The 24,706-nt window shown below is 72.1% G+C and carries 25 protein-coding genes; 9 read left to right on the forward strand and 16 right to left on the reverse strand.

Features of this window, described 5'->3' with window-relative positions; translation table 11 throughout:
* Nucleotides 1-127: 127 nt before the first annotated feature.
* The 3 genes from HGK68_RS06105 (at nt 128) to HGK68_RS06115 (ending at nt 1,967) form a co-directional block, all read left to right on the forward strand.
* A complete protein-coding gene (locus HGK68_RS06105) occupies nt 128-1,006 on the forward strand; it encodes a tyrosine-type recombinase/integrase (protein WP_169165160.1) in 879 nt (292 codons plus the stop codon).
* A gap of 202 nt (nt 1,007-1,208) precedes the next feature.
* Nucleotides 1,209-1,406, forward strand: a complete 198-nt coding sequence (locus tag HGK68_RS06110; RefSeq protein ID WP_169165161.1) for a hypothetical protein — start codon at nt 1,209-1,211, stop codon at nt 1,404-1,406.
* A gap of 204 nt (nt 1,407-1,610) precedes the next feature.
* Entirely contained in the window at nt 1,611-1,967 is a 357-nt protein-coding gene (locus HGK68_RS06115) for an ATP-binding protein (RefSeq protein ID WP_281358426.1), read from the forward strand.
* Between the two features lie 23 nt (nt 1,968-1,990).
* On the opposite strand, the gene HGK68_RS06120 is transcribed toward HGK68_RS06115, so the two are convergent.
* Nucleotides 1,991-3,325 (reverse strand): PP2C family protein-serine/threonine phosphatase, encoded by a 1,335-nt coding sequence (locus HGK68_RS06120; protein WP_169165163.1) that lies wholly within the window; start codon nt 3,323-3,325, stop codon nt 1,991-1,993.
* Nucleotides 3,326-3,603: 278 nt separating this feature from the next.
* Here HGK68_RS06120 and HGK68_RS06125 point away from each other — a divergent pair, with 278 nt between their 5' ends.
* Nucleotides 3,604-4,566, forward strand: coding sequence for a S41 family peptidase (locus HGK68_RS06125; RefSeq protein WP_169165164.1), 963 nt, complete (start codon nt 3,604-3,606; stop codon nt 4,564-4,566).
* 31 nt (nt 4,567-4,597) lie between these two features.
* Here HGK68_RS06125 and HGK68_RS06130 read toward each other — a convergent pair whose 3' ends face one another.
* From HGK68_RS06130 to HGK68_RS06140, 3 genes are read right to left on the reverse strand one after another with little or no spacing between them, the layout of a single operon-like run.
* Nucleotides 4,598-4,954: a VOC family protein gene (locus HGK68_RS06130; protein ID WP_169165165.1), complete on the reverse strand. Its 357-nt coding sequence runs from the start codon at nt 4,952-4,954 to the stop codon at nt 4,598-4,600.
* 50 nt (nt 4,955-5,004) lie between these two features.
* A complete protein-coding gene (locus tag HGK68_RS06135) occupies nt 5,005-5,385 on the reverse strand; it encodes a hypothetical protein (protein ID WP_169165166.1) in 381 nt (126 codons plus the stop codon).
* Between the two features lie 2 nt (nt 5,386-5,387).
* Entirely contained in the window at nt 5,388-5,846 is a 459-nt protein-coding gene (locus HGK68_RS06140; protein WP_169165167.1) for a hypothetical protein, read from the reverse strand.
* 228 nt (nt 5,847-6,074) lie between these two features.
* Between HGK68_RS06140 and HGK68_RS06145 the strand changes: the two genes are divergently transcribed.
* Nucleotides 6,075-6,365 carry a hypothetical protein gene (locus tag HGK68_RS06145; RefSeq protein ID WP_169165168.1) on the forward strand — a complete coding sequence of 97 codons (291 nt, stop codon included), beginning with the start codon at nt 6,075-6,077 and terminating at the stop codon, nt 6,363-6,365.
* Here HGK68_RS06145 and HGK68_RS06150 read toward each other — a convergent pair whose 3' ends face one another.
* Nucleotides 6,366-6,710: an STAS domain-containing protein gene (locus HGK68_RS06150; protein ID WP_169165169.1), complete on the reverse strand. Its 345-nt coding sequence runs from the start codon at nt 6,708-6,710 to the stop codon at nt 6,366-6,368.
* A gap of 3 nt (nt 6,711-6,713) precedes the next feature.
* Complete coding sequence (locus HGK68_RS06155) at nt 6,714-8,924, reverse strand: putative bifunctional diguanylate cyclase/phosphodiesterase (protein WP_169165170.1); 2,211 nt, start codon at nt 8,922-8,924, stop codon at nt 6,714-6,716.
* A 508-nt stretch (nt 8,925-9,432) separates the two neighbouring features.
* On the opposite strand from HGK68_RS06155, the gene HGK68_RS06160 reads away from it, so the two are divergent.
* On the forward strand, nt 9,433-9,750 hold the full coding sequence (locus HGK68_RS06160) for a hypothetical protein (protein WP_169165171.1): 318 nt from the start codon (nt 9,433-9,435) through the stop codon (nt 9,748-9,750).
* Nucleotides 9,751-9,809: 59 nt separating this feature from the next.
* Here HGK68_RS06160 and HGK68_RS06165 read toward each other — a convergent pair whose 3' ends face one another.
* The 3 genes from HGK68_RS06165 to map form a co-directional block, all read right to left on the reverse strand.
* The gene (locus HGK68_RS06165) at nt 9,810-9,983 is read right to left on the reverse strand and encodes a CsbD family protein (RefSeq protein ID WP_169165172.1); all 174 of its coding nucleotides are present in this window, start codon (nt 9,981-9,983) and stop codon (nt 9,810-9,812) included.
* Between the two features lie 90 nt (nt 9,984-10,073).
* Nucleotides 10,074-10,850: a polyphosphate--glucose phosphotransferase gene (gene ppgK / locus HGK68_RS06170; protein WP_169165173.1), complete on the reverse strand. Its 777-nt coding sequence runs from the start codon at nt 10,848-10,850 to the stop codon at nt 10,074-10,076.
* A gap of 23 nt (nt 10,851-10,873) precedes the next feature.
* Nucleotides 10,874-11,725 (reverse strand): type I methionyl aminopeptidase, encoded by an 852-nt coding sequence (map, locus tag HGK68_RS06175; RefSeq protein WP_169165174.1) that lies wholly within the window; start codon nt 11,723-11,725, stop codon nt 10,874-10,876.
* A gap of 42 nt (nt 11,726-11,767) precedes the next feature.
* On the opposite strand from map, the gene HGK68_RS06180 reads away from it, so the two are divergent.
* A complete protein-coding gene (locus tag HGK68_RS06180; protein WP_169165175.1) occupies nt 11,768-11,947 on the forward strand; it encodes an SPOR domain-containing protein in 180 nt (59 codons plus the stop codon).
* A 7-nt stretch (nt 11,948-11,954) separates the two neighbouring features.
* Here HGK68_RS06180 and HGK68_RS06185 read toward each other — a convergent pair whose 3' ends face one another.
* Genes HGK68_RS06185 through HGK68_RS16060 form a run of 3 tightly spaced genes read right to left on the reverse strand, consistent with a single transcriptional unit; the run spans nt 11,955 to nt 15,205 of the window.
* Complete coding sequence (locus HGK68_RS06185; protein ID WP_169165176.1) at nt 11,955-12,659, reverse strand: M15 family metallopeptidase; 705 nt, start codon at nt 12,657-12,659, stop codon at nt 11,955-11,957.
* 49 nt (nt 12,660-12,708) lie between these two features.
* Entirely contained in the window at nt 12,709-13,539 is an 831-nt protein-coding gene (gene panB / locus HGK68_RS06190; protein ID WP_169165177.1) for a 3-methyl-2-oxobutanoate hydroxymethyltransferase, read from the reverse strand.
* Between the two features lies 1 nt (nt 13,540).
* Entirely contained in the window at nt 13,541-15,205 is a 1,665-nt protein-coding gene (locus tag HGK68_RS16060) for an NAD+ synthase (RefSeq protein ID WP_169165178.1), read from the reverse strand.
* A gap of 81 nt (nt 15,206-15,286) precedes the next feature.
* On the opposite strand from HGK68_RS16060, the gene glnA reads away from it, so the two are divergent.
* Together glnA and HGK68_RS06205 are read left to right on the forward strand one after the other, a co-directional pair.
* Nucleotides 15,287-16,624 carry a type I glutamate--ammonia ligase gene (gene glnA / locus HGK68_RS06200; protein WP_169165179.1) on the forward strand — a complete coding sequence of 446 codons (1,338 nt, stop codon included), beginning with the start codon at nt 15,287-15,289 and terminating at the stop codon, nt 16,622-16,624.
* A 497-nt stretch (nt 16,625-17,121) separates the two neighbouring features.
* Nucleotides 17,122-20,199 carry a bifunctional [glutamine synthetase] adenylyltransferase/[glutamine synthetase]-adenylyl-L-tyrosine phosphorylase gene (locus tag HGK68_RS06205; protein ID WP_169165180.1) on the forward strand — a complete coding sequence of 1,026 codons (3,078 nt, stop codon included), beginning with the start codon at nt 17,122-17,124 and terminating at the stop codon, nt 20,197-20,199.
* Here the strand turns inward: HGK68_RS06205 and HGK68_RS06210 are convergent.
* The 4 genes from HGK68_RS06210 to HGK68_RS06225 are packed head-to-tail and all read right to left on the reverse strand — an operon-like array spanning nt 20,190 to nt 24,699.
* Complete coding sequence (locus HGK68_RS06210) at nt 20,190-21,386, reverse strand: AI-2E family transporter (protein ID WP_246260627.1); 1,197 nt, start codon at nt 21,384-21,386, stop codon at nt 20,190-20,192. The genes HGK68_RS06205 and HGK68_RS06210 overlap by 10 nt on opposite strands.
* A 51-nt stretch (nt 21,387-21,437) precedes the next feature.
* Entirely contained in the window at nt 21,438-21,830 is a 393-nt protein-coding gene (locus HGK68_RS06215) for a hypothetical protein (RefSeq protein ID WP_169165181.1), read from the reverse strand.
* 48 nt (nt 21,831-21,878) lie between these two features.
* A complete protein-coding gene (locus tag HGK68_RS06220; RefSeq protein ID WP_169165182.1) occupies nt 21,879-24,329 on the reverse strand; it encodes a polymorphic toxin type 15 domain-containing protein in 2,451 nt (816 codons plus the stop codon).
* Nucleotides 24,330-24,333: 4 nt separating this feature from the next.
* Entirely contained in the window at nt 24,334-24,699 is a 366-nt protein-coding gene (locus HGK68_RS06225) for a DUF6507 family protein (RefSeq protein ID WP_169165183.1), read from the reverse strand.
* Nucleotides 24,700-24,706 lie beyond the last annotated feature (7 nt).

Genomic DNA, 24,706 nt, shown 5'->3' on the forward strand with positions numbered 1-24,706 from the left:
TGGGCGCCGCCGGAAGAAGGCGTTCGCCACCAAGGACGCCGCGGAGGCACACCTCGACCACGTCGGGGTCGAACTTCGGTCCGGGACCTACGTGGCTCCGGAGCGATCAGGGATCTCCTTCCGGGAGATGAGCGAGCGCTGGTTCGACGAGCAGCTCCACCAGCGGGCCTCGTCGCTCGGTGTGATCCGGCGCCGACTGGACAACACGATCCTGCCGGCGCTGGGGGAGCGGCCGCTGTCCGCGATCGACCGCGGTGTCGTCCAGCAGGCCGTCACCGGGTGGTCGCGTGAGCTCGCGCCATCGACCGTGCGAGTGACGTACGTCTACCTCGCGGGGATCTTCTCCCTCGCGGTCGACGAGCGTCGGCTGACGGCGTCGCCGTGCCGGAAGATCAACCTGCCCGCGGTCGAGCGTGAGCCGGTCATACCGATGGCCGTGGCGAAGGTGCAGGACCTCACGAACGCCCTCTGGCGGCCGTACCAGCGCATGGCGGTGCTCGCTGCGGCGACCGGCATGCGGTCCGGGGAGCTGCGGGGCCTGACGTGGGACCGGATCACGCCCGCCCCAGGTGGTGCGCAGCTGCGCGTCGACCGGCAGATGACGTCGACGGTCTCTTCGGCGCCCGCGTGGGGGCCGCTCAAGACCACATACTCACTCCGGGTGATCTCGATCGGCACCGCCACCCTCGAAGCGCTGGGTGACCGCGGCACCGGTCTCGTGCTGACCACCGGCACCGGGAACGCCATCACCCGGGGCATGGCATCGACGGCGTGGCGAGCTGCGGCGGCCAAGATCGGCCTCGACGAGGGAACGGGCTGGCACGAGCTACGCCACTTCCACGCCTCGATGCTGATCGCACAGGGGGCGTCACCGGTGGCGGTGGCGCACCGACTCGGTCACAAGGACGCGACGGAGACTCTGACGACCTACGCCCACCTCTGGCCGGACGACGATGAGAAGATGAGGGACGCGTCCGACGGCGTGATCCATCTCCCAGCAGCCTGAGCCCCCACACAGCCCCCAGAACGGCGAAGCTGCTGGTCAGGCCAGCGTTCTGCGGAACCCGGCGTATCGGCCAGCTCATCCACCTCTGGCGGTTCGACGTCACCGCCCCGCCGTCAGCGCTTCATCGCCGCGGCTCCGAGGCACCGGATCCCGGTCCGAGAATCCCCGGACACCCGCGCGCCGACGCTGGCACCATCGACGGATGGAACATCGCCGCAGTCGCAGCCTGACCGTGCTGCTCGCCGCCGTGGTCGGGGCCATCATCGGTGCGCTGGTGGCGCGGTGGGTGTTCGGTGAGTCCGACCCCGGGTCGATGCTGGTGATCGCCGGCGCCGCGGCCCTGGCCTCCTGGATCGGGGCCACACTGCGCACCTCACGGCGGTCTCGCCGCTCTCGTTGAGTCTTTGCCGCGAGCCCGGTGCGCGGCGCGTTCGCGGGCGGTGGCCCGGGGGTCTACGTTGAGGGCTTCACACCTCGACGTCTCGGAGACCCCGCTGTGCAGCATCGACCGGCGGGTTCGTCGCCGCGTGGCCTCACTCGGAACGCTCGACCCCCGCGCAGGTTCTCCCGGGTCCGGCAGTGGGGGATCGGGTCGCTGGCGGAGATGGCGGGCGTCCGGCGGAGCCTGCGTCACGAGTTGCTGGACCTGCGCCGTTCGCCGAGGTTCTCCGAGCGGGGTCGGACGGATCCGGTGATGATCGTCGCCTCGGAGCTGCTGACGAATGCGATCCGGTACGGCGGTGAGCGGGCGACCCTATGCCTGCGCAGCGACGGGAACGGCTGTGTCCTCGATGTGACGGACGGAGCTCCTGCGGTGACGCCGAAGGTCGTGCGCGGCAGGCCGGTGGCCGAGGGTGGGGTGGGCCTGGTCCTGGCGCTCGCCCTGTCGTCGGAGGTCGGGTGGTACGTGACGGCGCGGCAGAAGCATGTCTGGGCGCGGTTCCTGCCCCATGCGATGTGAGCAGCGCCCGGGGTCTGCCGTGATCAGGCGGAGATGTCGGCCTCGTCGTCGGGGACGTCCGGCGGGACGACGTTCGGACCGGCCTCGGGCGGGCGAGGGCGGTCCTGGGGGTGCAGGCGGGCGGCGATCAGCGCCACGTCGTCGTCGCCGGGGCCGGCGGGCAGTTCGGCCAGGAGACGGTCGCAGAGGGAGTCGAGGTCCCGGCGGGCGTGTCGGCTCAGCGCGTCCTGCAGGGCTGCCATGCCGTCCCTGATCGACCGGGTGCGTCGCTCGATCAGGCCGTCGGTGTACATCAGCAGGGTGGTGCCGCGCTCGAGGACGACCTCGCTGTCCACCCGGGGGCGCTGCGGATCGATGCCGAGGAGCAGCCCGGGCGCCTGCGCGACCAGAGCGGTGACCTCACCGTGCTCGGTGACCACCATCGGCGGCGGGTGTCCGGCCGCGGCCCAGCGCACCCGGGTCACCCCGAGCTCGCGCTCGCGGTCGGTCTGCTCCAGCCGGGCCACCAGCGCGCTGGCCATGGTGGTGATCCGCAGGGTGCGGGCGGCGGCGTCGAGGTGGGCGAGCACCTCCGCGGGCGAATCCTGGGTCACGACCGCGATGCCGCGCAGCATGGACCGCAGCTGCGCCATGACCGCGGCGGCTTCGATGTCGTGTCCGACCACGTCGCCGATCACCAGCATCGTCGATCCGTCGGGCTGCAGGAAGGCGTCGTACCAGTCGCCGCCGACCTGGGCGCCTTCGGCTGCCGGCTGGTAGCGGACCGCCACCTCGACGTGGTCGGGTTCGACCGGTGCCGTCAGCAGGGAGCGCTGGAAGGTGAGTGCGACGTCGCGCTGGCGGCGGTACAGCCGGGCGTTGTCCAGCACCACGGCCGCGGCCGACGCCACCTCGGTCAGTGTCGCGCGCTGGGCGTCGGAGAGCGCGGGGCGTTGCGGACCGTTGAACAGGGAGACAGCGCCCAGGGTGCGCCCGCGGCTCTGCAACGGCATGACGGTCAACGACTCGGGCGCGAGGAGATCGGCGAGTTCGCGGGCGCGACCCGGTTCCAGGACGCGATGCAGCGCGGTCAGCGCGTCGGACGGCACGTGCACCACCTGCCCCGAGTCCATCGCGTCCATCAGCATCGAGCTGGACCGCAGCGCACCGATCCTGGTGGCGGCGTACTCCTGGACCAGTGCGGCGTGGTCGGGGTCCGTGTGCCACCACCCGATGTCCCGCAGCCGGCGGTGACGCATCCGGGACTCGTCGTCGTCGACCAGGCTGATCACGCACCAGTCCGCGAGGGTCGGACACAGCAGCCGTGCCAGGCGTCCCACGGCGACCTCGGCGTCCAAGGTGCGGGTGAGCTCAGTCATCACCGTCGCGAGCAGTCGGTCGCGATCGGGCGTTGCCTCGTGCACGCATCATCCTGTCTCGACGTCGACAGGGTGCCGACATCGTGTCGCGCAGCGTACGGCACCTGCGGGCCTCGACGATGCGGTCCGCCTCGGCCGTGGTGCCTGACACGTCAGCCCTCGGGGGGAGCTTCACCCGCACCCGTGGGATGACTGCTCGCCGATGGTGTCGGGTCCCGGGGTTGACGCGGTGGCACGTCCCGCTCGGTCAGAGTTGCCCTGACCAGGAGGAGGACGTGGTGAGCAAGCGAATGCGACCGGTGTGGTGGACGGTGAGCGCCGTGATGGCGGTCGGTGTGGTGGGCGTGCTGGGTGCGGTGTGGGCGTTCGGACCCCGGATCGGGATCTGGCTGGTACCACCGTCGCCGGAGCGGTACGGGCAGGACATCGTGCGGATGCTCGACTCGGGGCTGTACGCCCACGGAGCGGAGTGGGCCACGGCCCGGCAGGAAGCCCTCGACGCACTGACCTCCGTGCACTCCTTCGACGAGGCGGACGCCGCGCTGGCCGATGCGGTGCGGGTCGCCGGCGGGCATCACTCGCGGATCATCCCGGCGAGCGGTTCCTCGTCGGATCCCGACGGCGGTCCGGCGCTGCCGACCGTGACCGTGGACGGCGGGATCGCCACGGCGGTGGTGCCCGAGTTCACCGGTGACCCCGCGGCAGGACAGCGGTACGCCGACACGCTGGCCGAGGGTCTGGTCGACGCCGACGTCTGCGGAGTGATCGTGGATCTGCGCGGGAACGGTGGTGGCGACATGGGGCCGATGCTCGCCGGGCTGGCACCCCTGCTGCCGGACGGTGACGTCTCCAGCTTCGTGATCCGGGACCAGGTGACGACGGTCCGGCTGACCGACGGCACGGTCTCCGGTGGCGGCACGACGACCAGCACGGCCGCGGGCGCCACCACACTGGACGTGCCGGTCGCGGTGCTCACCGACGACGGGACGGGCAGCTCAGGTGAACAAGCGGCGATCGCGTTCCACGGGCTGGACCGGGCGCGATCCTTCGGCCTGCCCACCGCGGGCTACGCCAGCGTGAACCAGACGATGACGCTGTACAGCGGATCGACGCTGGCGCTCGCGGTGGGGGAGACCGAGGACCGGACCGGCGCCCGATTCGGTGATGCGCCGATCGCACCGGATCAGCCGTCGCAGGACCCGGTGGCGGACGCGACCGCGTGGCTCACGGGGCAGTGCTGACGGTGCCGACAGTGCTGACGGTGCCGATGCGTCAGTCGGTGCCCCAGCACAGGCAGAACGGATGACCCGCCGGGTCGGCGTACACCTGGAAGTTGTGCTCACCGGCCTCGGCGAGCACCCGGGCGCCGAGCTCCATCACGCGCGCGTGGGCGGCCGGGAAGTCGTCCACCCACAGGTCGAGGTGGATCTGCTGCTGCGGCACGCCGTCCGGCCAGTCCGGCGGCACATGGTTCGGTGCCAGCTGGACGCCGATCCGAGCGTCTCCGTCGACGCTGATCATGTGCCAGTCGTCGTCCCGCCGGACCTGCCCGTCGAGGATCCCGGCCCAGAAGGTGCTCTCGGCGTCGAGATCCGCGGCGTCGAACACCACAACCTGTGAGAAGCGCATGGGCCACGGTAGTCGGCGGCGGCAGAGGTCGGCATCCGGGCCGCCCGGGGTCAGCTCGCGGCGGCGCGGGTCCAGTCGATGGAGAACCGCTGCGGCTCGAACCGCAGCATCCACACCGGCAGGAGTTCGCCGACCCGGACCGGTCGTGGCGGTTCCGCGGTGTGGGTGACCCGGGGCTGGCCCGGTCCGTCGATCCGGAGGACCAGCTCCACCCGCCGCCCGCTGGGGCTGGGCAGCTGGCGTACCTCCTCGACCAGCGCGGTGGTGGGCACGCCGTTGTGCGGACCCACCACCCCGCTGATCAGCGCGTCCTGATACGCCCGGACGTCCTCGGTGGCCTGCACCGAGGTCGCCATCGCGTCGGCGAACGACGGTCGGGGCTGGTCGCGGCTCCACCGGACCAGTCGCATCAGGTCGCGCAGTGCTCCCATGCTCAGGCGCGACCCTCGCGGGCGATCCGGCCCATCTCGCGGCCGACGGCCGGGTTGGTCTGGGCGCGGGCGGCGAACTCCTCGGCCGCGGCGGTCCAGGCGGCAGCGTCGATGCCCTGGCCGGCGGCGAGACCGGCGAGGGCTGCCTGGTCGTAGTTGACCGCCTGGGACTGGGCGATCACGGTCGCGTACTGCTGCCAGGTCACCCCGTTGGCCGCGGGGGCGAACGCTGCGTCGTCGGCGGTGCCGCCGGTGTTGCGGAAGTCGGCCTCGGCCTGGCCGCCCGGCTGGGCCATCGCCTGGGCGATCAGGGCCTGCTGGTCGGCGGCGCTCATCCCGGCGACCCCGGGTGCCTGCGGTGCGCCGGACGCGGCGCGCGCGGCGGCCACGGAGGCGTCCGCGTCCTTGCCGGCCTGCTGGGCGTTGCCGACCGCGCCCTTGATCCGATCGAAGATTCCCATCGTGTACTCCGTCTCATTCCGGCGATATGTCCGATCCTTGCCTATCAAGGTGCAGGTCAGAGGGCAAATCGTTCGGGAAAGAGGCGGCGCGGCGCTACTCATCGCACTGCTGCCAGATGGGTGACATGTCACAAAATGCGGCGGTTTCCTCACGCGAGCGACCGTCGACCGGCACGCTGAGGCCGACACCCGCGACCAGCGGGCGACCGGCAGAAGAAACGCGATGTGATGTCCCGACGGATCAGCCAGCTGGCGACGGACCAGATCCGGCACGCCCGGGTGGTCGTGCTGCACGCACCCCAGGACGTGGGCGACGGGCAGATCAGGTGGTCACTGAGCGTCGTCGATCTGAGCGGGGCGGTGGTCGCCCGTGAGACCGTGCTCGCGCCTGACTGCCCGCACCCGCTGACCGAGGTGGTGCGGCCGTACCTGGATCTGATCGGGCGGCGGGTGACCGGCGAGTGGATCAGCGACCACGACGGACAGGGGCAGGTGCGGCACCGCGCGCTGATCGTCTGATCACTCGAAGTCGACCTGCGGGGAGATCCCGGAGACGCCCAGGACGAAGGTGAGCATCTCCGTCGCCCCGCGGATCCGGAGCCGGGGCCGGTCGGCGGGTCGTTCGAGCAGTACGACGGCGACCACGCTGATCACGCCGGAGTCGGCGAAGCTGACGCCGCTGAGGTCGACCAGGTCGACGGCGCGCAGGTCCTCGGGGGAGTACGTGGTGCGGAAGCGGCGGGTGGCATTGAGGTCGATCTCGCCGTTCAGGTACAGCGTGCCCGGGTCGTCCGCGGCGATGGTGATGGTGCCGTGGCCGAGCGCGTCGGGGGAGTCGGGGTCGGCGCGGGGTCGGCGGGGCACGGCTCAGTGTGCACCACTGTGGTCGACGACGGTGGCGGCTTCGCTGAGCCAGGCGCGGAAGTCGTCGGCGGGCATCGGCCGGGCGTGCAGGTAGCCCTGGGTGCGGTCGCAGCCGAGCAGTCGCAGCTGGTCCAGGGTCTCGGTGTCCTCGACGCCCTCGGCGACCAGCCGCAGGCCGAGGTGGTGGGCCAGGTCGATGGTGCCGGAGACGATGGCGCGGGTGCGCGGGTCGGTGGTCAGTTTGCCGGTGAACGTGCGGTCGAGTTTGAGTTCTTCCGCCGGCAGGTCGTTGAGGTACGCCAGGGAGGAGTACCCGGTGCCGTAGTCGTCGATGCTGACCGCGATGCCGAGGTCGCGGATCTTGCGGGTCACCTCGATCGCCAGCTCCGGGTCGTGCATCAGGGTGGTCTCGGTGATCTCCACGACCAGGGAGGACGGCGGCAGGCCGGTCCGGGTGAGGGCGGCGGACAGCGCGCCCAGCAGCCCGGGGAACTCCAGGCAGGAGGTGGACAGGTTGACCGCCACCGGGATGTCCACCCCTGCCGTTCGCCAGGCCAGCGCCTGCCGGGTGGCCTGGTCCAGGACGTGCCAGGTGAGCGGCGTCATCAGCCCGTGCTCCTCGGCGAGGTCGAGGAAGGCGAAGGGGCCGAGCAGTCCGCGTCGCGGGTGGTCCCAGCGGACGAGGGCCTCGGCGGCGACCACGGCACCGGTGTGCGCGTCGAGCTGCGGCTGGAAGTGCACGGTGAGCTCCCCGTGCTCGGTGCTGGTGCCGGTGAGCAGTCCCCGGAGGTCCTCCGCGAGTTCGTGCTGGGTGCGGGCGCGGGCGTCGATGGCCTCGTCGTAGACCTGCACTCCGGTGCCCGACCGCTTGGCGATGTACATCGCGGCATCGGCGCCGCGCAGCAGCTCACCGTCGCGGTGCTCGCCGAGCAGGGTGCTGGCCACGCCGATGCTCGCGGACACCCGCAGCAGTCGCCCGCCGATCTCACTGGGCATCGTCGCGGCGGCGCAGAGTTCGTGGGCGATCCCGGCGGCGCGCTCCGGGTCCGGGTCGTCCAGCACCACGGCGAACTCGTCCCCACCGAGGCGGGCGAGCAGTCCGCGACCCGCCAAGACCGTCTCCAGCCGCTCGGCCATGTCCTGGATCAGGGCGTCGCCGACCGCGTGTCCGTAGCGGTCGTTGACGTCTTTGAACCGGTCCAGGTCGATGACCAGCAGAGCGGTGCCGTCGGAGTCGGAGACCGCGTCGAGTCGTTCGACCAGGGCGCGCCGGTTCGGCACGCCGGTCAGGGAGTCGGTGCGCGCCTCGACCCGGGAGGAGGCGAGCAGTGCCAGGTCGCGGACCAGGCGCAGTGCCCGGACGCAGGCGATCAGCCCGGCGGCCACGGCGACGGCGACCACCACACGGGAGCCCCCCGGCAGCACGGCGTTGGTGGCCACGATGGCCAGGGCGGCGGCGATCACGACCACCGAGCCCGCGGTGGTGGCCCGGGACGAGGAGTAGGTGGCGGTGCGATCTGAGTGGGGGAGTCCGCAGGCGATCGCGGCGGCGACGATCAGTGCCGCCCACCCCATCCCCGCCACCACGTCGAGGCCGGCCAGCATGGCGATCAGCTCGGCGATCAGCGCGGTCAGGGCGCCACCGCTCAGAAGGGCCGCGCGGCGATCGGAGCGCAGGTCGGCGATGGCGGTCACGGTCAGGCAGCTGCCGACCAGGACCGTGGCGGCGGCGAGCCGGAGCACGTGCCCGAGCAGATCGGGGCCGAGGGTGGAGGGTCCGGGGGACAGCTGCGTGCGGATCAGGCAGCCCAGCGCGACCGCCGCGAGGAAGGCGCTGACCCCGTTCGCCCAGTCGCCGGGGTCGGAGAGTGCGGTGCTGGACCGGTTCCAGCGCACCAGTCCCTGGTACACGGCGGCGGACGCCGCGATCGCCGCGCAGCTGAGCGCCCAGTCCTGGGCGGCGCTGCCGAGGCCGACGGCGCGCACGACCGATTCGATGCCGAGTCCGACGGTCAATGCCCAGCCGCCACGCGTACTCCAGCGCCAGAGCGTCGCGTCGTCGTCGGCGTGGACGGTACGCAGTCGGACGGTGCCGGCAGCGGCCGCGAGGGTGGCGAGTGCCCACAGGGCGATGTCGGGCCCGCCCGCCACGAAGGCCGTCGCCAGCACCAGGAGTGCGGCGACGACCGCGGGGGTCGGACGTATGCGGGCCATCTCTCTCTTATCGGCAGTGCGCGGGTCGAGGCAAGATCGCATCCGCGAGTTCACCCGCTGTCAACACGACCAGCGGCGTTCGGCGGCGAGTCCGGCCGGCACGGACGCGCGACCCCACCCCCGGACGTCGTGGCAGCCCTCGGCCACCAACGCACCACAGGAACAGGTCCACAGCGTGTGGGTGCGCCGGGGTGCGCAGCGGCAGAACACCGAGCCCTCCCGGGGCCGGAACGGTCCGAAGGTGGGCCAGGCCCATCCGCAGGCGGGGCACTGCGGCGGCGGGATACGCAAGAACCCGCGCCTGGTGCGCACCCATCGCCCCGGGTCGGTCATCGAACAAGTGTACGAACGGCAGGAATCGGGCAACTCGTCGAAAACGACTCAACTGTGACGTCGGCCACACTTTGCCGGGCGCTGTGAACTGGGGTGATGTCGCTGACCTGGGACGTAGGTCCCGGGAAGTTCACCCGATGCGCCGCACACTGGCCGCACAGAGCGGGGGGTCTGGATGGGGGACGGGACGCTGCCTCGGATCGCGGGGCTCAGCGGTGCCGAACTGGCACTGGTCACGACGGTGGCGATGCACTCGCCCGGGTCGGCGGGTGCCGGATCGCTGACCTGGACGCTCACCGTGCTGACGGCGGATGGGGTCCCGCTCGCGGAGAGCCGGGTGACGTCGCCGGACTACCCGGTGCCGCTGGCCGCCATCGTGCAGCCGCACCTGGATGTGGTCGGCCTGGAGTCCCGGGGGGCGTGGCGGACCGAGGCGACCAGCGACGGCGTCCCGCGGTTCAGCGTTCCGGTCCGCCTGCGCCCCGACCGGTGACACCCGGGCACGGCGATGCCCCGCCCCACCCGGAGGTGGAACGGGGCATCGGTACGGGGTCAGCCCTTGAAGGCGTCCTTGACCTTCTCGCCGGCACCCTTGAGGTCCGCCTTGGACTGGTCGGCCTTGCCCTCGGCCTCCAGACGCTCGTCGTCCGAAGCGCGGCCGGTGGCCTCCTTGACCTTCCCAGAAACCTTCTCAGCGGCGTTCGCGATCTTGTCGTCGAGTCCCATGGGGTCCTCCTCTGCTCGGGGATGACTCGACGGTAGGTCGACTGTGCGGGTGCCGCATCCGGAAACGGGGTGAGCGCGACCCGGAACGGGTCAGCTGGCGGCGACCGGTGCGCCGTGCGCGGCGGCCAATGCGGCGGCGCCGACGATCCCGGCGGCGTTGCGCAGCTGCGCGGGCACGATCGGCGCGCGCAGGTGGAGCAACGGCAGGAACTTCTCGTGGTGCTTGGACACCCCGCCGCCGACCACGATCAGGTCCGGCCAGAACAGGTCCTCGATCACGCCGAAGTAGCGCTGCAACCGCTCGGCCCACTGCTCGAAGCTCAGGTCGTCCCGGTCGCGGGCGGCGTCGGAGGCGCGGGACTCGGCGTCGTGGCCGTCGATCTCCAGGTGGCCCAGCTCCAGGTTCGGCACCAGGACACCGTCGACGATCATCGCGGTGCCGATGCCGGTGCCCAGGGTGGCGACGAAGGTGGCGCCGGTGGTGGAGCGGGCGGCACCGTAGCGCGCCTCGGCGTACCCGGCGGCGTCGGCGTCGTTGACCGCCAGCACCGGACGACCCAGCGCCTCACCGAGCACGGTCTCGATGTTGGTCCCGATCCAGGAGGAATCGACGTTCGCGGCGCTGCGCGCGACACCGTGCTGGACCACGGCCGGGAAGGTGACGCCGATGGCGGCGTCCTTCGGCAGGTCGAAGGAGGCGACCAGCTCGGCGCAGGTGGCGGCGACCGCCTGCGGGGTGGCGGGCTGCGGGGTCGGGATCCGCACCCGGTCGGCGGAGAACTCACCGGTGGTCAGGTCCACCGGGGCGCCCTTGATGCCGGAGCCGCCGATGTCGATGCCGAACGCGGTCGTGGGATGCGTGCTCATGGTGGTCTCCGTCGACGGTGGTGTCAGGGCAGGGTGAGGATCTCGGCGCCGGTCTCGGTGACCAGCAGGGTGTGCTCGAACTGGGCCGACCGGCGACCGTCGGCGGTGAGCACCGTCCAGTCGTCGTCCCACATGATCCAGTCCGGCGTGCCCAGGTTCAGCATCGGCTCGATGGTGAAGACCATGCCCGGCTCGATCAGGCGGTCGTAGCGGGGCGCGGCGTCGTAGTGCGGGACGATCAGCCCGGAGTGGAACGCCTCGCCGACGCCGTGGCCGGTGTAGTCGCGCACCACGCCGTAGCCGAACCGGCCCGCGTACTTCTCGATCACCCGGCCGATGACGTTGAACTCCCGGCCCGGCTGGACCGCCTTGATCGCCCGATTCAGGGACTCGCGGGTGCGCTCGATCAGCAGGGCCGACTCCTGGTCGACCTCGCCGACCGGGAAGGTGGCGTTATTGTCGCCGTGCACGCCGCCGATGTACGCGGTGATGTCGACGTTGACGATGTCGCCCTCGGTCAGCACCGTCGAATCCGGGATGCCGTGGCAGATCACCTCGTTCACCGAGGTGCACAGCGACTTGGGGAAGCCCCGGTAGCCCAGCGTGGACGGATAGGCGTGGTGGTCGAGCAGGAACTCGTGCCCGATCCGGTCCAGCTCGTCGGTGGTGATCCCCGGGGCGACGGCCTCGCCGACCACCTGCAGCGCCTGCGCGGCGATCCGGGCGGCCACCCGGATCCGGTCCAGGACCTCCGGCGCCGGGATGTCGCTGCCCGTGAAGGGGGTCGGGCCGGGCTTGCCGACGTACTCCGGTCGCGGGATGGAGCGCGGCACGGTGCGGGGCGGGCTCACTGTCCCCGGGTGGACGGACGTCATGCCTGGCAGTCTACGGATCAACGCAGTCACGAGGAGGATGCGATGAGCGAGGGCTTCTACTTCAACGTCGAGACCGGTGAGGTGGAGCAGGGCAAGCAGTCGTCCTGGTCCAGTCGCCTCGGCCCCTACGACACCCGGGAGGCCGCCGAGCACGCGCTGGCCACCGCCCGGGAGCGCAACGCCGCCTGGGACGAGGAGGACCGGCGCGACGCGCAGGACTGACGGCGGCTCACCCGGCGGCGGTGAGCCGGGCGGCGACCTCGGCCACCGCCGCCGGGTCACCGACGATCTCGAAGTGCATCTCGTCCCGGCGGCCGGTGAAGTCACCGCCCCAGGCGACCACCGGTGACACCTCGGCCAGGATCGCGTGGATCGCGGCGACCTGCTCGTCGCTGAAGGTGTCGTCGGCACCCAGCGGGTGCTCGGTGGCGTTCAGGTCGATCGAGGTCCCGGAGGCGTGGTTGGACAGCTCGCTGCCACCTGCCGCCGTCGCGCTGACGTCTTCGGAGCTGTCGCCCTCGCCGCGCACGCTCCGGTAGCCCCAACCCCAGGAGGAGTCCGGGTCGACCGACTCGACGGTGGCGTCGAAGCGCTCGGCGACGTGGTTCAGCACCACCTCGACGTCACCGGCGAGCACCCGGCCGGTGAACCAGGGCGACTGCACCAGGCGGTCGTCGTTCCCCTCGGTGATCGCCGGCCAGCAGTTCTGCGAGGTCTCGGCGGTGGGCACACAGGTCGGTGGCACGGTGGCCACCGGCGTGATCGGGGTCGCGGGCGCGGGGTCCGGTCGGGTGAGCTGTACGAGGACCACCACGACGGTGAGCAGCAGCGCCAGGATCACGCCGGTCCGCACCAACCGACCGCGCCGGGTCAGCCGCAGGCCCGGGGACGGCGACGACACGGTCGGGCGCTCGTCCACCATCAGCCGGGGCATGCGGACGAGCGTAGAGGTGCGCCCGGGGTCCCCGGGGCCGAATCGCCGGTCAGTCCAGGAAGGAGTGCCCCTCGTCCGGGAACTCGCCGCCACGCACCTCGGCCGCGTACGACCGGGCGGCGTCCGTGAGCAGCTGCCCGATGTTCGCGTACTGCTTGGCGAACCGCGGTGACCAGTCGCCCATCCCGGCCATGTCGGTCCAGACCAGGACCTGACCGTCGCAGTCCGGCCCGGCACCGATGCCGATGGTGGGGATGTGCAGGATCTCGGTGACCCGGGCCGCGACCGGGGCCGGGACCATCTCCAGCACCACGGCGACCGCACCGGCCTCCTGCACCGCCAGGGCGTCCTCGCTCAGCAGCTCGGCGGCCTCGTCGCCGCGGCCCTGCACCCGGTGCCCGCCGAGGGTGTTCTCCGACTGCGGGGTGAAGCCGAGGTGCGCGACCACCGGGATCCCGGCGTCGGTCAGCGCCCGGATCTGGGCCGCGCTGCGCTTGCCGCCCTCCAGCTTCACCGCGTGCGCCCCGGCCTCCTTGACATAGCGGACGGCGGTGCCGAGCGCCTGCGCGGCGGATGCCTCGTAGGAGCCGAAGGGCAGGTCGGCGACCACCATCGCCCGCCGGGCGGCCCGGACCACGGCGCGGGTGGGGGGCAGCATCTCGTCCACCGTGACCGGGATCGGCGACTCGTGGCCGAGCATCGTGTTGCCGATCGAGTCCCCGACCAGCAGCAGGTCGATCCCCGCGTCGTCGAACAACCGGGCCACCGCGAAGTCGTAGGCGGTCAGCATGGTCAGCTTCTCGCCCCGCTGCTTGGCCTGCGCCAAGTGGTGCACCCGGACGCGACGGGTGGTGGTGGCGGGGTCGGGCATGTGCGACATCTCAGTGCTCCGTGCTGGTGGTGGACGTGTGCGGGTCGATCGGTTCGCGCCAGCGACTGGTGATCGGAAGTCGACGGTCCCGGCCGAACGCCAGGGCGGTGACCTTCGGGCCGAGGGGGTACTGCCGCCGCTTCCACTCGGCGCGGTCGACCAGGGACAACACCCGGTCGACGACCTCGGGGTCGAAGCCGCGAGCGAGCAGTTCGGCGCGGCCCTCGGCGTGTTCGACATAGGCGTCCAGCACCTGGTCGAGGAGGTCGTAGGGCGGCAGCGAGTCCTGGTCCACCTGACCGGGCCGCAGCTCGGCCGACGGCGGCTTGGTGATCGAGTTCTCCGGGATCGGCGGGATCTCGCCCCGGTCGACGGCGTGGTTGTTCCGCCACCGGGACAGCGCCCACACCCGGGACTTGTCGACGTCCTTGATCGGGGCGTAGCCACCGACGGCGTCGCCGTAGATCGTGGAGTAGCCCACCGCCAGCTCGGTCTTGTTACCGGTGGCGAGCACCAGGTGCCCCTCGGCGTTGGACACCGCCATCAGGATCATCCCGCGCACCCGGGCCTGCAGATTCTCCGCGGCGACCCCGTCCAGCGGCAGCCCGGCCTCGAAGGCGTCCACCACCGGCTTGATCGGCTGCACCCGGTAGTCGGCACCGATCCGCTGGGCAAGGTCGGCGGCGTCGTCCTTGGAGTGGTCCGACGACCAGCGCGAGGGCATCGAGACACCGGTGACGTTCTCGCCCCCCAGCGCGTCCGCCGCGATCGCGGCGACCAGGGCGGAGTCGATCCCGCCGGACATGCCGAGCACCACCCGGCGGAAGCCGTTCTTCTGCACGTAGCCCGCCAGGCCGGTGACCAGTGCCCGGTAGACCTCCTCGTCGGGCTCCAGCGGGGGAGCGAGCTTCCCGGTGGTCTGCTCGGCACCGGCGTCGGCCAGGTCCCAGAGCGCCAGGTCGGCCACGAACTGCGGCGACTGGGCCAGCACCCGGTCCCCGGCCACCACGAAGGAGCCGCCGTCGAAGACCAGGTCGTCCTGGCCGCCGACCATGTTCACGTAGGCGACCGGGATGCCGCCCAGGGTCGCGGAGTGCCGGGTCGCCAGGTCGGCGCGCTGGTGCACCTTGCCCTCCTCATAGGGGGACCCGTTCAGCACCAGCAGCAGCTCGACACCCTGGCCGACCAACGCCTCGACCGGGCCGTCCTGCCAGATGTCCTCGCAGATCGCCAGGCCGACCCGCCGGCCGTCGACCTCGATCACGCAGGACTCGTGGCCCGGGGTGAAGATCCGGAACTCGTCGAAGACGCCGTAGTTCGGCAGGTGCCGCTTGTCGTAGCGGGCGGTGACGGTGCCACCGTGCAGCACCACCGCCTGGTTGGTCGGTCGCCCGTCGCGGGTCCCCACCATCCCCAACACCACGGTCAGGTCGCCCAGGCCCTCGTCCACCAGGGTGGCGGCCAACCGGGCCAGCGCCGACTCCGCGCCGCGCCGGAAGGACGCGCGCAGCGCCAGGTCCTCGATCGGGTAGCCGGTGACGGTCATCTCCGGGAAGGCGACCAGCCGTGCTCCCGCCTCGGCTGCCTTGTGGGCGGAGGCCAGCACCGCCCGGGTGTTGCCGTCGAGGTCTCCGACACAGGTGTCGATCTGGGCGAGCGCGATCCGCAGTGGCATGAAGGTCAGCCTAGGTCTTTCCTTCGGCGATTCTCCCGCCATGTCACCTGCTCGCAATCTTGATCGTGCAGGATGGGGCGCATGGACAGGCAGCAGGAGTTCGTGCTCCGCACGGTCGAGGAGCGGGACATCCGCTTCATCCGTCTCTGGTTCACCGATGTGCTGGGGACGTTGAAGTCGGTGGCCATCGCGCCCGCCGAGCTGGAAGCGGCCTTCTCCGAGGGGATCGGCTTCGACGGCTCGTCGATCGAGGGGCTGACCCGGGTCTACGAGGCGGACATGATCGCCAAGCCGGACCCGACCACCTTCCAGGTGCTGCCCTGGCGCGGCGAGCGACACGGCACCGCACGGATGTTCTGCGACATCCTCACCCCGGACGGCGAGCCCTCGCTGGCCGACAGCCGGAACGTGCTCAAGCGTGCGCTGGCCAAGGCGTCGGCGCAGGGCTTCACCTTCTACACCCACCCCGAGGTGGAGTTCTACCTGTTCGAGCCGAGCACCGACCCGAACCGGCCGCTGGTGCCGGTCGACCAGGGCGGCTACTTCGACCACGTGCCGCGCGGCACCGCCCACGACTTCCGGCGGGCGGCGATCACCATGCTGGAGTCGATGGGCATCTCGGTGGAGTTCTCCCACCACGAGGCCGGGCCGGGCCAGAACGAGATCGACCTGCGGTACGCGGACGCGCTGACCACCGCCGACAACATCATGACCTTCCGCACCGTGGTGAAGGAGGTGGCGCTGGAGCAGGGGGTGTTCGCCTCGTTCATGCCCAAGCCGCTCGCCGACCAGCCGGGGTCCGGGATGCACACCCACCTGTCGCTGTTCGAGGGCGACCGCAATGCCTTCCACGGCCCGGGTGAGCCGCTGGAACTGTCCGGGGTGGCCCGCTCGTTCATCGCCGGTCTGCTCAAGCACGCCGCCGAGATCACCGCGGTGACCAACCAGTTCACCAACTCCTACAAGCGGCTGTGGGGCGGCGCCGAGGCCCCGTCGTACATCTGCTGGGGGCACAACAACCGCTCCGCGCTGGTGCGGGTGCCGATGTACAAGCCGGGCAAGTCGAACTCGGCGCGGATCGAGTACCGCGCCGTCGACTCGGCGACCAACCCCTACCTGGCGTTCGCGGTGATGCTCGCGGCCGGGCTCAAGGGCATCGAGGAGAACTACCAGATGCCGGAGGGCGCCGACGACGACGTCTGGGAGCTGACCGACTCCGAGCGTCGGGCGATGGGCATCGACCCGCTGCCCGCCACCCTGGAGAACGCCATCGCGGTGATGGAGTCCTCCGAGCTGGTCGCCGAGACCCTGGGCGAACACGTCTTCGACTTCGTGCTGCGCAACAAGCGCCAGGAGTGGGAGGACTACCGCTCGCAGGTGACGCCGTACGAGCTGAAGCGGTTCCTGCCGATGCTCTGACCCGCGCGGCTGCTCTGACCCGCGCGACTGCTCTGCTCCGCGCGACTGCTCTGCTCCGCCCGACTGCTCTGCTCCGCGCGCCGGGCGCAGATGGCGCGGTCGAGGACTGCTCGGGCCCGGGCTGCTTGGGCGCGGCGCGGGCGTGCGAGGGCGCGGCCCGGACCGCTTGGGCGTGGGCCGTTCGGGTGGGCTCGGGCGTGCGGCCGCTGGGTGGCGCGCGGGCCGCAGGTGGCGAGGTCGTGAGTTGACGCCAGAATCCGGGTGGCGAACTGCCGACTCCGGGCGCGAACTGCCGACCTCGGGCGCGAAGCGCCGACCTCGGGCGCGAACTGCCGACTTCGGCTGGGTTGGGGCGTTCGTGGGGCGCGAAGCGCCGAACTCGGTGCCGGAGGGTGGGGCAGTCTGGGCGGGGCGGCGCGGGCCTTCGGGCGGGGGGCTGCGGTGCGCCGGGCGGGGGCGCTGAGGTGAGCGGGGCGGTGGCTGGGTACGGTGATCGGGTGAGTGCGACGACACCGCGACGTGCGGGTTCGCTGGCCGGACGGCTGACCCGGGCCGGGTTCGACGATGCCGCGCGGGCTGAGCGCCTGCTCGGCGACGCGGCGCTGGCCGGGGTGCTGGGCTGTGGCGATCCGGACGGAGCGGTGCCCGGGGACACCGCCGCCGAGCGGGTGGCCGATCTGCTGCTGCCCGCGCTGGCCGAGGCGGCGGAACCGGACCTGGCGCTGCTGGCCCTGGCCAAGATCGCCGGGTCGGCGGGTGCTGACCTGGCACCGCTGCTCCGGGACGACTCCCCGGCGCGCCGACGGTTGATCGCGGTGACCGGGGCGTCCGTCGCACTGGGGGACCAGCTGGCGGCGCATCCGGAGGACCTGGCGCTGATGGTGGACGAGACGCCGGGTGTCGGGGTGGACGCCGGTGTCGTGCGGGCCGAGCTGCTGACCGCGGTGGGGGCCGATCCCACCGCGGCGGTGCCGGTGGCGGACGCCGTGGCGGGTCAGCCGGAGTCACCGACCGACGCGCTGCGCCGTGCCTACCGGCGGCGGCTGCTGCGGATCGCCGCCACGGACCTGACCAGCGCCGAACCGCTCACCCTGCTGCCTGCGGTGGCGGCGGCGATCGCCGACCTGGCGGCGGCGGCCCTGGAGGCGGCGCTCGCGGTGGCCCGGGCCGAGCTGCCGGACCACGGGATGTCGGCCCGGCTCGCGGTGATCGGGATGGGCAAGACCGGCGGTCGGGAGCTGAACTACGTCTCCGACGTGGACGTGGTCTACGTCGCCGAGCCGGTGCCGGGTGCCGACGAGGCCGAGGCGCTGGCCGCCGCGACCCGCCTGGCGACCGGCCTGGCCCGGGCCTGCGCCGGTCCCTCGGCCGAACCGGAGCTGTGGCCGGTGGATGCCGCGCTGCGACCGGAGGGCAAGGACGGCCCGCTGGTGCGCACCCTGGACTCGCACCGGCAGTACTACCAGCGCTGGGCCAAGACCTGGGAGTTCCAGGCGCTGCTCAAGGCGCGCCCGCTCGCCGGGGACCTCGCGCTGGGCCGGGCCTACGTCGAGGCGATGAACCCGATGGTCTGGCAGGCGGTGCAGCGGGAGAACTTCGTCGCCGACTCCCAGGCGATGCGACGCCGGGTGGAGAACAACGTGCCAGCGGCGGAGGCCGACCGGCAGATCAAGCTCGGCAAGGGCGGACTGCGGGACGTGGAGTTCACCGTCCAGCTGTTGCAGCTCGTGCACGGCCGCAACGACGAGTCGATCCGGTCCGGCAACACCCTGACCGCGCTGACGGCGCTCGCGGAGGGTGGGTACGTCGGCCGGGACCACGCCGCCGAGCTCGGGGTCTGCTACCGGTTCCTGCGCGCGGTGGAGCACCACAACCAGGTGCACCGCCTGCGCCGGACCCATCTGATGCCGACCGCCGAGGCCGACCTGCGCCGGCTGGGCCGGACCGTCGGGCTGCGCACGGATGCCGCCCAGGCGCTGACCGAGCGGTGGCGGCAGGTGCGCCGCGACGTCCGCCGCCTGCACGAGGAGCTGTTCTACCGCCCGCTGCTGCCCGCCGTCGCCCAGCTGTCGGCGGAGGAGGCGTCCCTGGCGCCGGAGGCGGCCCGCGCCCGGCTGGCGGCGATCGGGTACCGGGACCCGGCCGGTGCCGTCCGGCACATCGCCGCGCTGACCGAGGGGGTGTCCCGCCGGGCGTCCATCCAGCGTCAGCTGCTGCCGGTGATGCTCGGCTGGTTCGCCGACGGCCCGGACCCGGACGGCGGCCTGCTGGCGTTCCGCCGCCTGTCCGACGACCTGGGCGGCACGCACTGGTACCTCAAGCTCCTGCGGGACTCCGGCACCGCCGCGCAACGGCTGGCCACGGCGCTGTCCACCTCGCGCTACGTGGCCGATGCGCTCCGGCGCTCCCCGGAGTCGGTGGTCTGGCTGGACGAGGACGCCGAACTCCTGCCGCGCACCCCGGAGCGGTTGGCGGCGGAGGCGGACGCGATCCTCACCCGGGCGCACGAGCCGGTGCCCGCGGTGACGGCGCTACGGGCCCTGCGGCGCCGGGAGCTGGCCCGCACCGCGGTCGCCGACGTGCTCGGGGTGGTGACCGGCACCCGGGCATCGCGCAGCCTGTCCACCAGCGCCGATGTCCTGATCGCCGGTGCGCTGCGGGTGGCGTCGGCCGAGGAACGGGTCGCCCGACGGCTCGACGCGGACCCGACCGCCCTGCTGGTGGTGGCGATGGGCCGGTTCGGCGGCCAGGAGATGGGCTACGCGTCGGACGCGGACGTGATGTTCGTGCACGACCCGCGCCCGGGTGCCGACCCGACCCTGGCGCAGACCTTCGCGATCGGGGTGGCGACCCGGCTGCGGTCGCTGCTCGGCGCGGTGAGCCCGGAGCCGACGCTGGAGGTGGATGCCGATCTGCGCCCGGAGGGCCGCAACGGGCCGCTGGTGCGCTCCTTCGACTCCTATGCCGAGTACTACGCCCGGTGGGCGGAGGTCTGGGAGTGCCAGGCGCTGCTGCGCGCACGCCCGGCCGCGGGGGACACCGACCTGGCCGAGCGGTTCGTGGCGCTGATCGACCCGCTGCGGTACCCGGCGGACGGGCTCGACCCGAGTGCGGTGCGGGAGATCCGGCGGATCAAGGCCCGGGTGGAGTCCGAGCGGCTGCCGCGCGGCGTCGACCCGACCCGGCACCTCAAGCTCGGCCGCGGCGGGATCGCGGATGTGGAGTGGACGGCGCAGCTGCTCCAGCTGCTGCACGCCGCGACGGTCCCCGGGCTGCGCACCACGAGCACGCTGGACGCGCTGGCGGCGGCGAGCGAGGCCGGGCTGGTGGACGCCGAGGACGCCGCGGTGCTGACCGAGTCTTGGGAACTGGCGTCGAGGCTGCGGGACGCCCTGGTGCTGTGGACCGGCCGGGTCGGCGGCGCGCAGGCCGATGTGCTGCCGCACGACCGGCAGGCGGTGGCCGGGATCGCCGCGGTGCTCGGTGCACCGGGGTCGGCGGCCGAGCTGGAGGAGACCTGGCTGCGGGCGGCGCGCCGGTCGCGGGCGGTGGTCGAGCGGGTGTTCTACGCCTGATCGGTGCTGGCGGTCGGCGCTGCCTCGTCGTCCTTCTTCTTGCGCACCGGCTCCTCGGCCAGCAGCTCGGACTCGATCAGCTCGTGCCGCCGCAGGTAGGTGGAGGACACCGCCTGGATGGTGGCGACCACCGGCAGCGCCAGGATCGCGCCCAGGGCGCCGAACAGCGCGCCGAAGGCCAGCACCGACAGGAAGGCGACCGCGGGGTTCAGCTGCAGGGACTTCTGGGAGACCTTCGGGGTCAGGATCAGGTTCTCGACCTGCTGGTACGCCACGATGAACACCAGCACGATGACGGCCTTGATCGGGTCGAGCGCCAGGGCGACCAGCACCGGGGCGGCGCCACCGATGTAGGTGCCGACGGTGGGCACGAACTGGCTCACCAGACCGGTGAAGACGGCCAACGGCAGCGCGTAGGGCACCCCGAGCAGCGTCAGGCACAGGAACGTGGCGACGGTGGAGATCGCCGCCAGGATCACCCGGGAGTTGATGAACCCGGCGACCTTGTCCTGGGACAGCTCCCAGATCCGCAGCACCTCGCGCTGCCGGTGCGGCGCCAGGTAGCGGCAGACCGCCGCACGGAACTTCGGCCCCTGGCTGGCCATGTAGTAGACCACCAGCAGCACGGCGGTGAAGGTGAACAGGGTGCCCGCGACCGCGGAGGTGACGCCGAGCACCTGACTGCCGATCTCGTCGCCGTAGCCGCTGATCGTGGTGATCAGGTCGCTGGTGTTCGGCACGTCCACGCCGAACTGCTGGTCCAGCCAGATGCTCAGCTTCCGGTAGTAGCCGGGGATGGACGTCACCAGGTCGACCAGCTGGCTGATGAACAGCCCGCCCATCAACGCCAGCATCCCGGCCGCGAGCAGCAGCCCGCCGATCATGGTGATCCCGGTGGCCCAGGTGCGTCGGATGCCGTGCCGACCGAGCCAGAGGATCAGCGGCTCCATCGCCAGCGCGATGAACCAGGAGATCACCACGATGGTGATCACGTTGCCGAGCAGCCCGGCCGCCCGCCAGATCATCAGCCCGAGGAAGACCGCGGCGCCGATCATCAGCAGCGCGCGCGGCAGCCATCGGGGCGGCACCGGTGACCGCCAGTGCGGGGGCAGCTCGCGCATCAGACGCCGTTCGGCCGGGGTCAGCCGGGGGCCGTCGTCGGTGTCGTGACCGTGCATGGTGGACATCGGGGGCTCCGGGGCTGGGCGACGGATGGGACTGCTCCGGAGCGTAGTGCGTCAGTGCTGGCCGAAGGCGGTGCGCGCTGCGGTGAAGCCGACCTCCGCGAAGGGGTCGAGGAGGGCGTGCAGGTGCTCCGGGCTGAGCTGTTCCTGCGCGGCGATGGCGGTGCTGGCCGTGCTGATCGCGGTGTCCACCCGGGGCAGGTCGCGGCGACCGGGGAAGTCCTCCCGGCGCAGCCCGAGCTCGCGGAAGGTCTTCACCGCCGCACTGTGCACGCTGGTGCGCACCGAGGCGGACAGCCGTGCGTCGGCGATCGCTCGGGTCGCGTCCACGCGCAGGTCCGAGGGCACGATCGCCGCGGCCAGGGCGCGCATCGTCTCCAGGTCGGCGGCACGCACCTGCTCCAGGAAAGCGCTGACCAGGTCGTTGTGCGGTCCGTAGTTCGTCACGTTGTCAGTCTGTCACTCTGTCGCTCTGTCGCTCTGTCACTGTTCGGGTCAGGGCGCGGCGACGGCGAGGCCGTCGTGCACCACCAGCTTCACGTTCATCCGGACGTCGTCCCACAGGTGCTCGGGGATACCCGACCGCTCCAGACGCACGTCCATCGCCTCGCGGAGGATGTCGGCCTGGCCGCCGTGCTCCCAGCCCCAGCCGTACGCCCCGTTGACCCCCGCGTCACCCAGCCCGGTGAACTGCAGCGGGTTGCCCCCGGGACGCTGGTCGGGTCCGTGCAGCGCGGCGGTGCCCTTGAGCTCCTGCTTGGCCTGGGCGAGCGCCTGCGCCGGGCTGATCTCGTGGTCGGCGCGGGCGATGATGGCGTCGGCGCGGAGCTGGATCTGCTGCTCGCGGTATGCCTTCTGCGCGGCGGCCTCCGAGCGACCGTTCTGCTCGAAGTTGTCCAGCCGGGCGTCCCAGTCCGCCACGGTCTGCTGCTTGAGCGACTGCATCTGCATCTCGCCCTGGCGCTGGAACTCGGTGAGGTCGTGGTTCGGGTTGCGCCGGGTGAAGTCGACCTGCACCTCGTCGGACAGTCGCAGCACACCGTGGTCGACGGTGAGCGTGCCGTTGTCGACGAAGGGACGCAGGGCCTCCGGGACGACCCCGGGCGGGTCGAGGCGGCCGCTGAGGGTCAGGCCGGAGCTCGACGGCACATCCGGGTTGACCGTGCCGATGTTCCCGTGCTCGCCGCGCGGCTGACCGTCGTACCGGTAGTCGGCGGGGTCGTACCGCGGGTCGTTGTAGTGCGAGGGGTCGACGTCGTGGATGTCCGGGCGGCCGTCGGGGTGCCGGTCACCGGTCCACTCCGGCGCCGAGGAGCCGTGGGATCCGTTCGAGCCGTTGGACCCGTCGGAGCCGTGCGAGCCGGTGCCGTTGTCCACCCCGTGGTGCGCACCCGGGGTGTTCCCGCCCTGCGTGCCGGGGGCGTGCTGCCCGTTCGGGGTCCCGTTGTCGAAGCCGTGGTGGGCGTTCGACCCGGGGTTGTCCAGGTGGCTGCCCGGCCCGCGGCCGAACAGGTCGCCGCTGACCGGGGTGGACCGCACCGGGGGAGTGTGCGCACCGGGGTTGGCGTGCCCGAGGTCGTCCATCATGGCGATCAGGCCGGAGGGGCTGAGTCGCACACCGCCCGCTCCGGCGGCGGCGACCTGGCCCGGGTGCAGGTTGCGCAGCACGTCGTCCAGCCCGAAGCGCACCGCGTGGCTGAGGCCGGTGACGATCTTCACGCCGCCCTTCACCACCCAGGAGCCACCCTGCACGGCGAACTCGGAGGCGGCCCCGGCGATCCTGACCACCTTGGCGCTGATGCTGCCGGTCTTGAGTCCGGCACCGACCTGGCCGGCGCCGGGGATGAAGAAGGTGCCGACGTTCAGCACCGTGCTGGTGCCGGTGGCGACGGCGTCGTCCTTCCAGGCGTGCCAGGGGTCGTCCTGGTTGTGCGGGTCGAAGCCGATCAGGCTGCCCGCGCCGGACAGGAAGGTCATCGACCGGTCGTACATGAAGTCGGAGAAGTCGTTGTCGTTGTTGCCGGTGGCGGCCATCCCGGCGGCCACCCAGCCCACCGGCGAGGCGAGCAGCAGGGTGGAGCCGACCAGGTCGCCCAGTCCGCCCCAGGCCTGGCCCCAGCCGGTGCCGGTGAAGAACTCGCCGTTCTCCGGGTTGTAGCCGAGCACCAGCATCCCGGCGCCCTCGGCCAGGCCGGTGCCGAAGTCGCTGAAGCCCTTGCCGACCGACTCGCGGCAGTTCCGGTCCTCGGTGGCGGCGCCGCCCCAGGGCATCGCGGCGTCCGGCGCGGTGAACGCCTCGGCCGGGACCGCCTCGACCGGGGCCATGCACATGCCCTGCACCAGGCCGTTGATCGCGTTCGCGGCGGTGGCGACGGCGGCGGTGATCTCGGACAGGATCCCGGCGTACTCCTCCAGCAGCGCGTTGTTCTTGTCCACGGACGCGCCGTCCTCGTACCAGGGCACGGTCACCTGGCGCTGGTCCACCCCGGGCACCCAGTCGAAGGCCCAGGCCATGTGGTCGCCGAAGCTGGCGTCCTTGGCGGCGGAGGCGTCGACGGTCACCCCGTTGATCACCGAGGCGCGGAACGCGGCGGCGCGCTCCTCGACCGAGGCGAGCCGGCTCTTGAGTCCCTCGAGCGCTGCGGCGTAGGTGTCCAGATGCCCGGCGACCTCGTCGAAGGTGGTCTTCAGTTCGGTGGCGGAGGTGACGGCCGGGTCCATCAACGCGAACACCCGGTCCTGCTCGGGTGCCTGGTAGATGCCGTTCAGCCGGCCCCAGGTGGTGTGGATGGTGTCGGTCTTGTCGGTGACGGCGGTGCCGAAGCCGCGCATCGCGGTCGCCGACTCGGTGATCGTGCTGGTGTCCAGGTCGCCGGCCCGGGCCGGGAACGCCTCGGGGTTGATCAAGCCCCCGTCGGCGACGCACATGGTGTCGGTGATGGTCATCGCGTCACCCCTGGTAGCCGTGGTCGACGAAGTACTGGAAGTCACCGGACTCGGCGGACTTGAGCAGCTCCGCCTGGTAGGTGCCGGACATCTCTTCCTGGCCGTTGTTGTACGCGATCACCGCGTTCGCCACACCCAGGGTCCCGGCGGTCACCCGATTGCCGATGTTGGACAGATTGGTGCTCTGGTCGCCCAGGACGGCGTTGACCGCCATCGCGACCTCGCCGGTGAGGGCACCGCCCCAGGACAGTCCGTCCAGGACGCCCTGGAACTTGTCCTCGGACAGGGCGGTGCCCAGTTCGTCGGCCGTCGCCTGGACGTCGGTCAGCACCGACTGCACGTCGGCGGGCTGGATCTTCCATCCGCTCATCGGTTGC

Origin of the sequence: Cellulomonas taurus (assembly GCF_012931845.1) — a bacterium.
GTDB classification, from domain to species: domain Bacteria; phylum Actinomycetota; class Actinomycetes; order Actinomycetales; family Cellulomonadaceae; genus Cellulomonas; species Cellulomonas taurus.

What these genes read in the sequence shown, in the direction of transcription:
- HGK68_RS06165 (WP_169165172.1), bottom strand. Translation starts at nt 9,983, where the DNA reads ATGGGACTCGACGACAAGATCGCGAACGCCGCTGAGAAGGTTTCTGGG.
- HGK68_RS06135 (WP_169165166.1), bottom strand. Translation starts at nt 5,385, where the DNA reads ATGGGAGCACTGCGCGACCTGATGCGACTGGTCCGGTGGAGCCGCGAC.
- HGK68_RS06185 (WP_169165176.1), bottom strand. Translation starts at nt 12,659, where the DNA reads ATGCCCCGGCTGATGGTGGACGAGCGCCCGACCGTGTCGTCGCCGTCC.
- HGK68_RS06145 (WP_169165168.1), top strand. Translation starts at nt 6,075, where the DNA reads ATGTCCCGACGGATCAGCCAGCTGGCGACGGACCAGATCCGGCACGCC.
- HGK68_RS06160 (WP_169165171.1), top strand. Translation starts at nt 9,433, where the DNA reads ATGGGGGACGGGACGCTGCCTCGGATCGCGGGGCTCAGCGGTGCCGAA.
- HGK68_RS06220 (WP_169165182.1), bottom strand. Translation starts at nt 24,329, where the DNA reads ATGACCATCACCGACACCATGTGCGTCGCCGACGGGGGCTTGATCAAC.
- HGK68_RS06225 (WP_169165183.1), bottom strand. Translation starts at nt 24,699, where the DNA reads ATGAGCGGATGGAAGATCCAGCCCGCCGACGTGCAGTCGGTGCTGACC.
- HGK68_RS06110 (WP_169165161.1), top strand. Translation starts at nt 1,209, where the DNA reads ATGGAACATCGCCGCAGTCGCAGCCTGACCGTGCTGCTCGCCGCCGTG.
- HGK68_RS06210 (WP_246260627.1), bottom strand. Translation starts at nt 21,386, where the DNA reads ATGTCCACCATGCACGGTCACGACACCGACGACGGCCCCCGGCTGACC.
- HGK68_RS06130 (WP_169165165.1), bottom strand. Translation starts at nt 4,954, where the DNA reads ATGCGCTTCTCACAGGTTGTGGTGTTCGACGCCGCGGATCTCGACGCC.
- HGK68_RS06180 (WP_169165175.1), top strand. Translation starts at nt 11,768, where the DNA reads ATGAGCGAGGGCTTCTACTTCAACGTCGAGACCGGTGAGGTGGAGCAG.
- panB (WP_169165177.1), bottom strand. Translation starts at nt 13,539, where the DNA reads ATGTCGCACATGCCCGACCCCGCCACCACCACCCGTCGCGTCCGGGTG.
- HGK68_RS06120 (WP_169165163.1), bottom strand. Translation starts at nt 3,325, where the DNA reads ATGACTGAGCTCACCCGCACCTTGGACGCCGAGGTCGCCGTGGGACGC.
- HGK68_RS16060 (WP_169165178.1), bottom strand. Translation starts at nt 15,205, where the DNA reads ATGCCACTGCGGATCGCGCTCGCCCAGATCGACACCTGTGTCGGAGAC.
- HGK68_RS06115 (WP_281358426.1), top strand. Translation starts at nt 1,611, where the DNA reads ATGGCGGGCGTCCGGCGGAGCCTGCGTCACGAGTTGCTGGACCTGCGC.
- map (WP_169165174.1), bottom strand. Translation starts at nt 11,725, where the DNA reads ATGACGTCCGTCCACCCGGGGACAGTGAGCCCGCCCCGCACCGTGCCG.
- ppgK (WP_169165173.1), bottom strand. Translation starts at nt 10,850, where the DNA reads ATGAGCACGCATCCCACGACCGCGTTCGGCATCGACATCGGCGGCTCC.
- HGK68_RS06140 (WP_169165167.1), bottom strand. Translation starts at nt 5,846, where the DNA reads ATGGGAATCTTCGATCGGATCAAGGGCGCGGTCGGCAACGCCCAGCAG.
- glnA (WP_169165179.1), top strand. Translation starts at nt 15,287, where the DNA reads ATGGACAGGCAGCAGGAGTTCGTGCTCCGCACGGTCGAGGAGCGGGAC.
- HGK68_RS06155 (WP_169165170.1), bottom strand. Translation starts at nt 8,924, where the DNA reads ATGGCCCGCATACGTCCGACCCCCGCGGTCGTCGCCGCACTCCTGGTG.
- HGK68_RS06105 (WP_169165160.1), top strand. Translation starts at nt 128, where the DNA reads ATGAGCGAGCGCTGGTTCGACGAGCAGCTCCACCAGCGGGCCTCGTCG.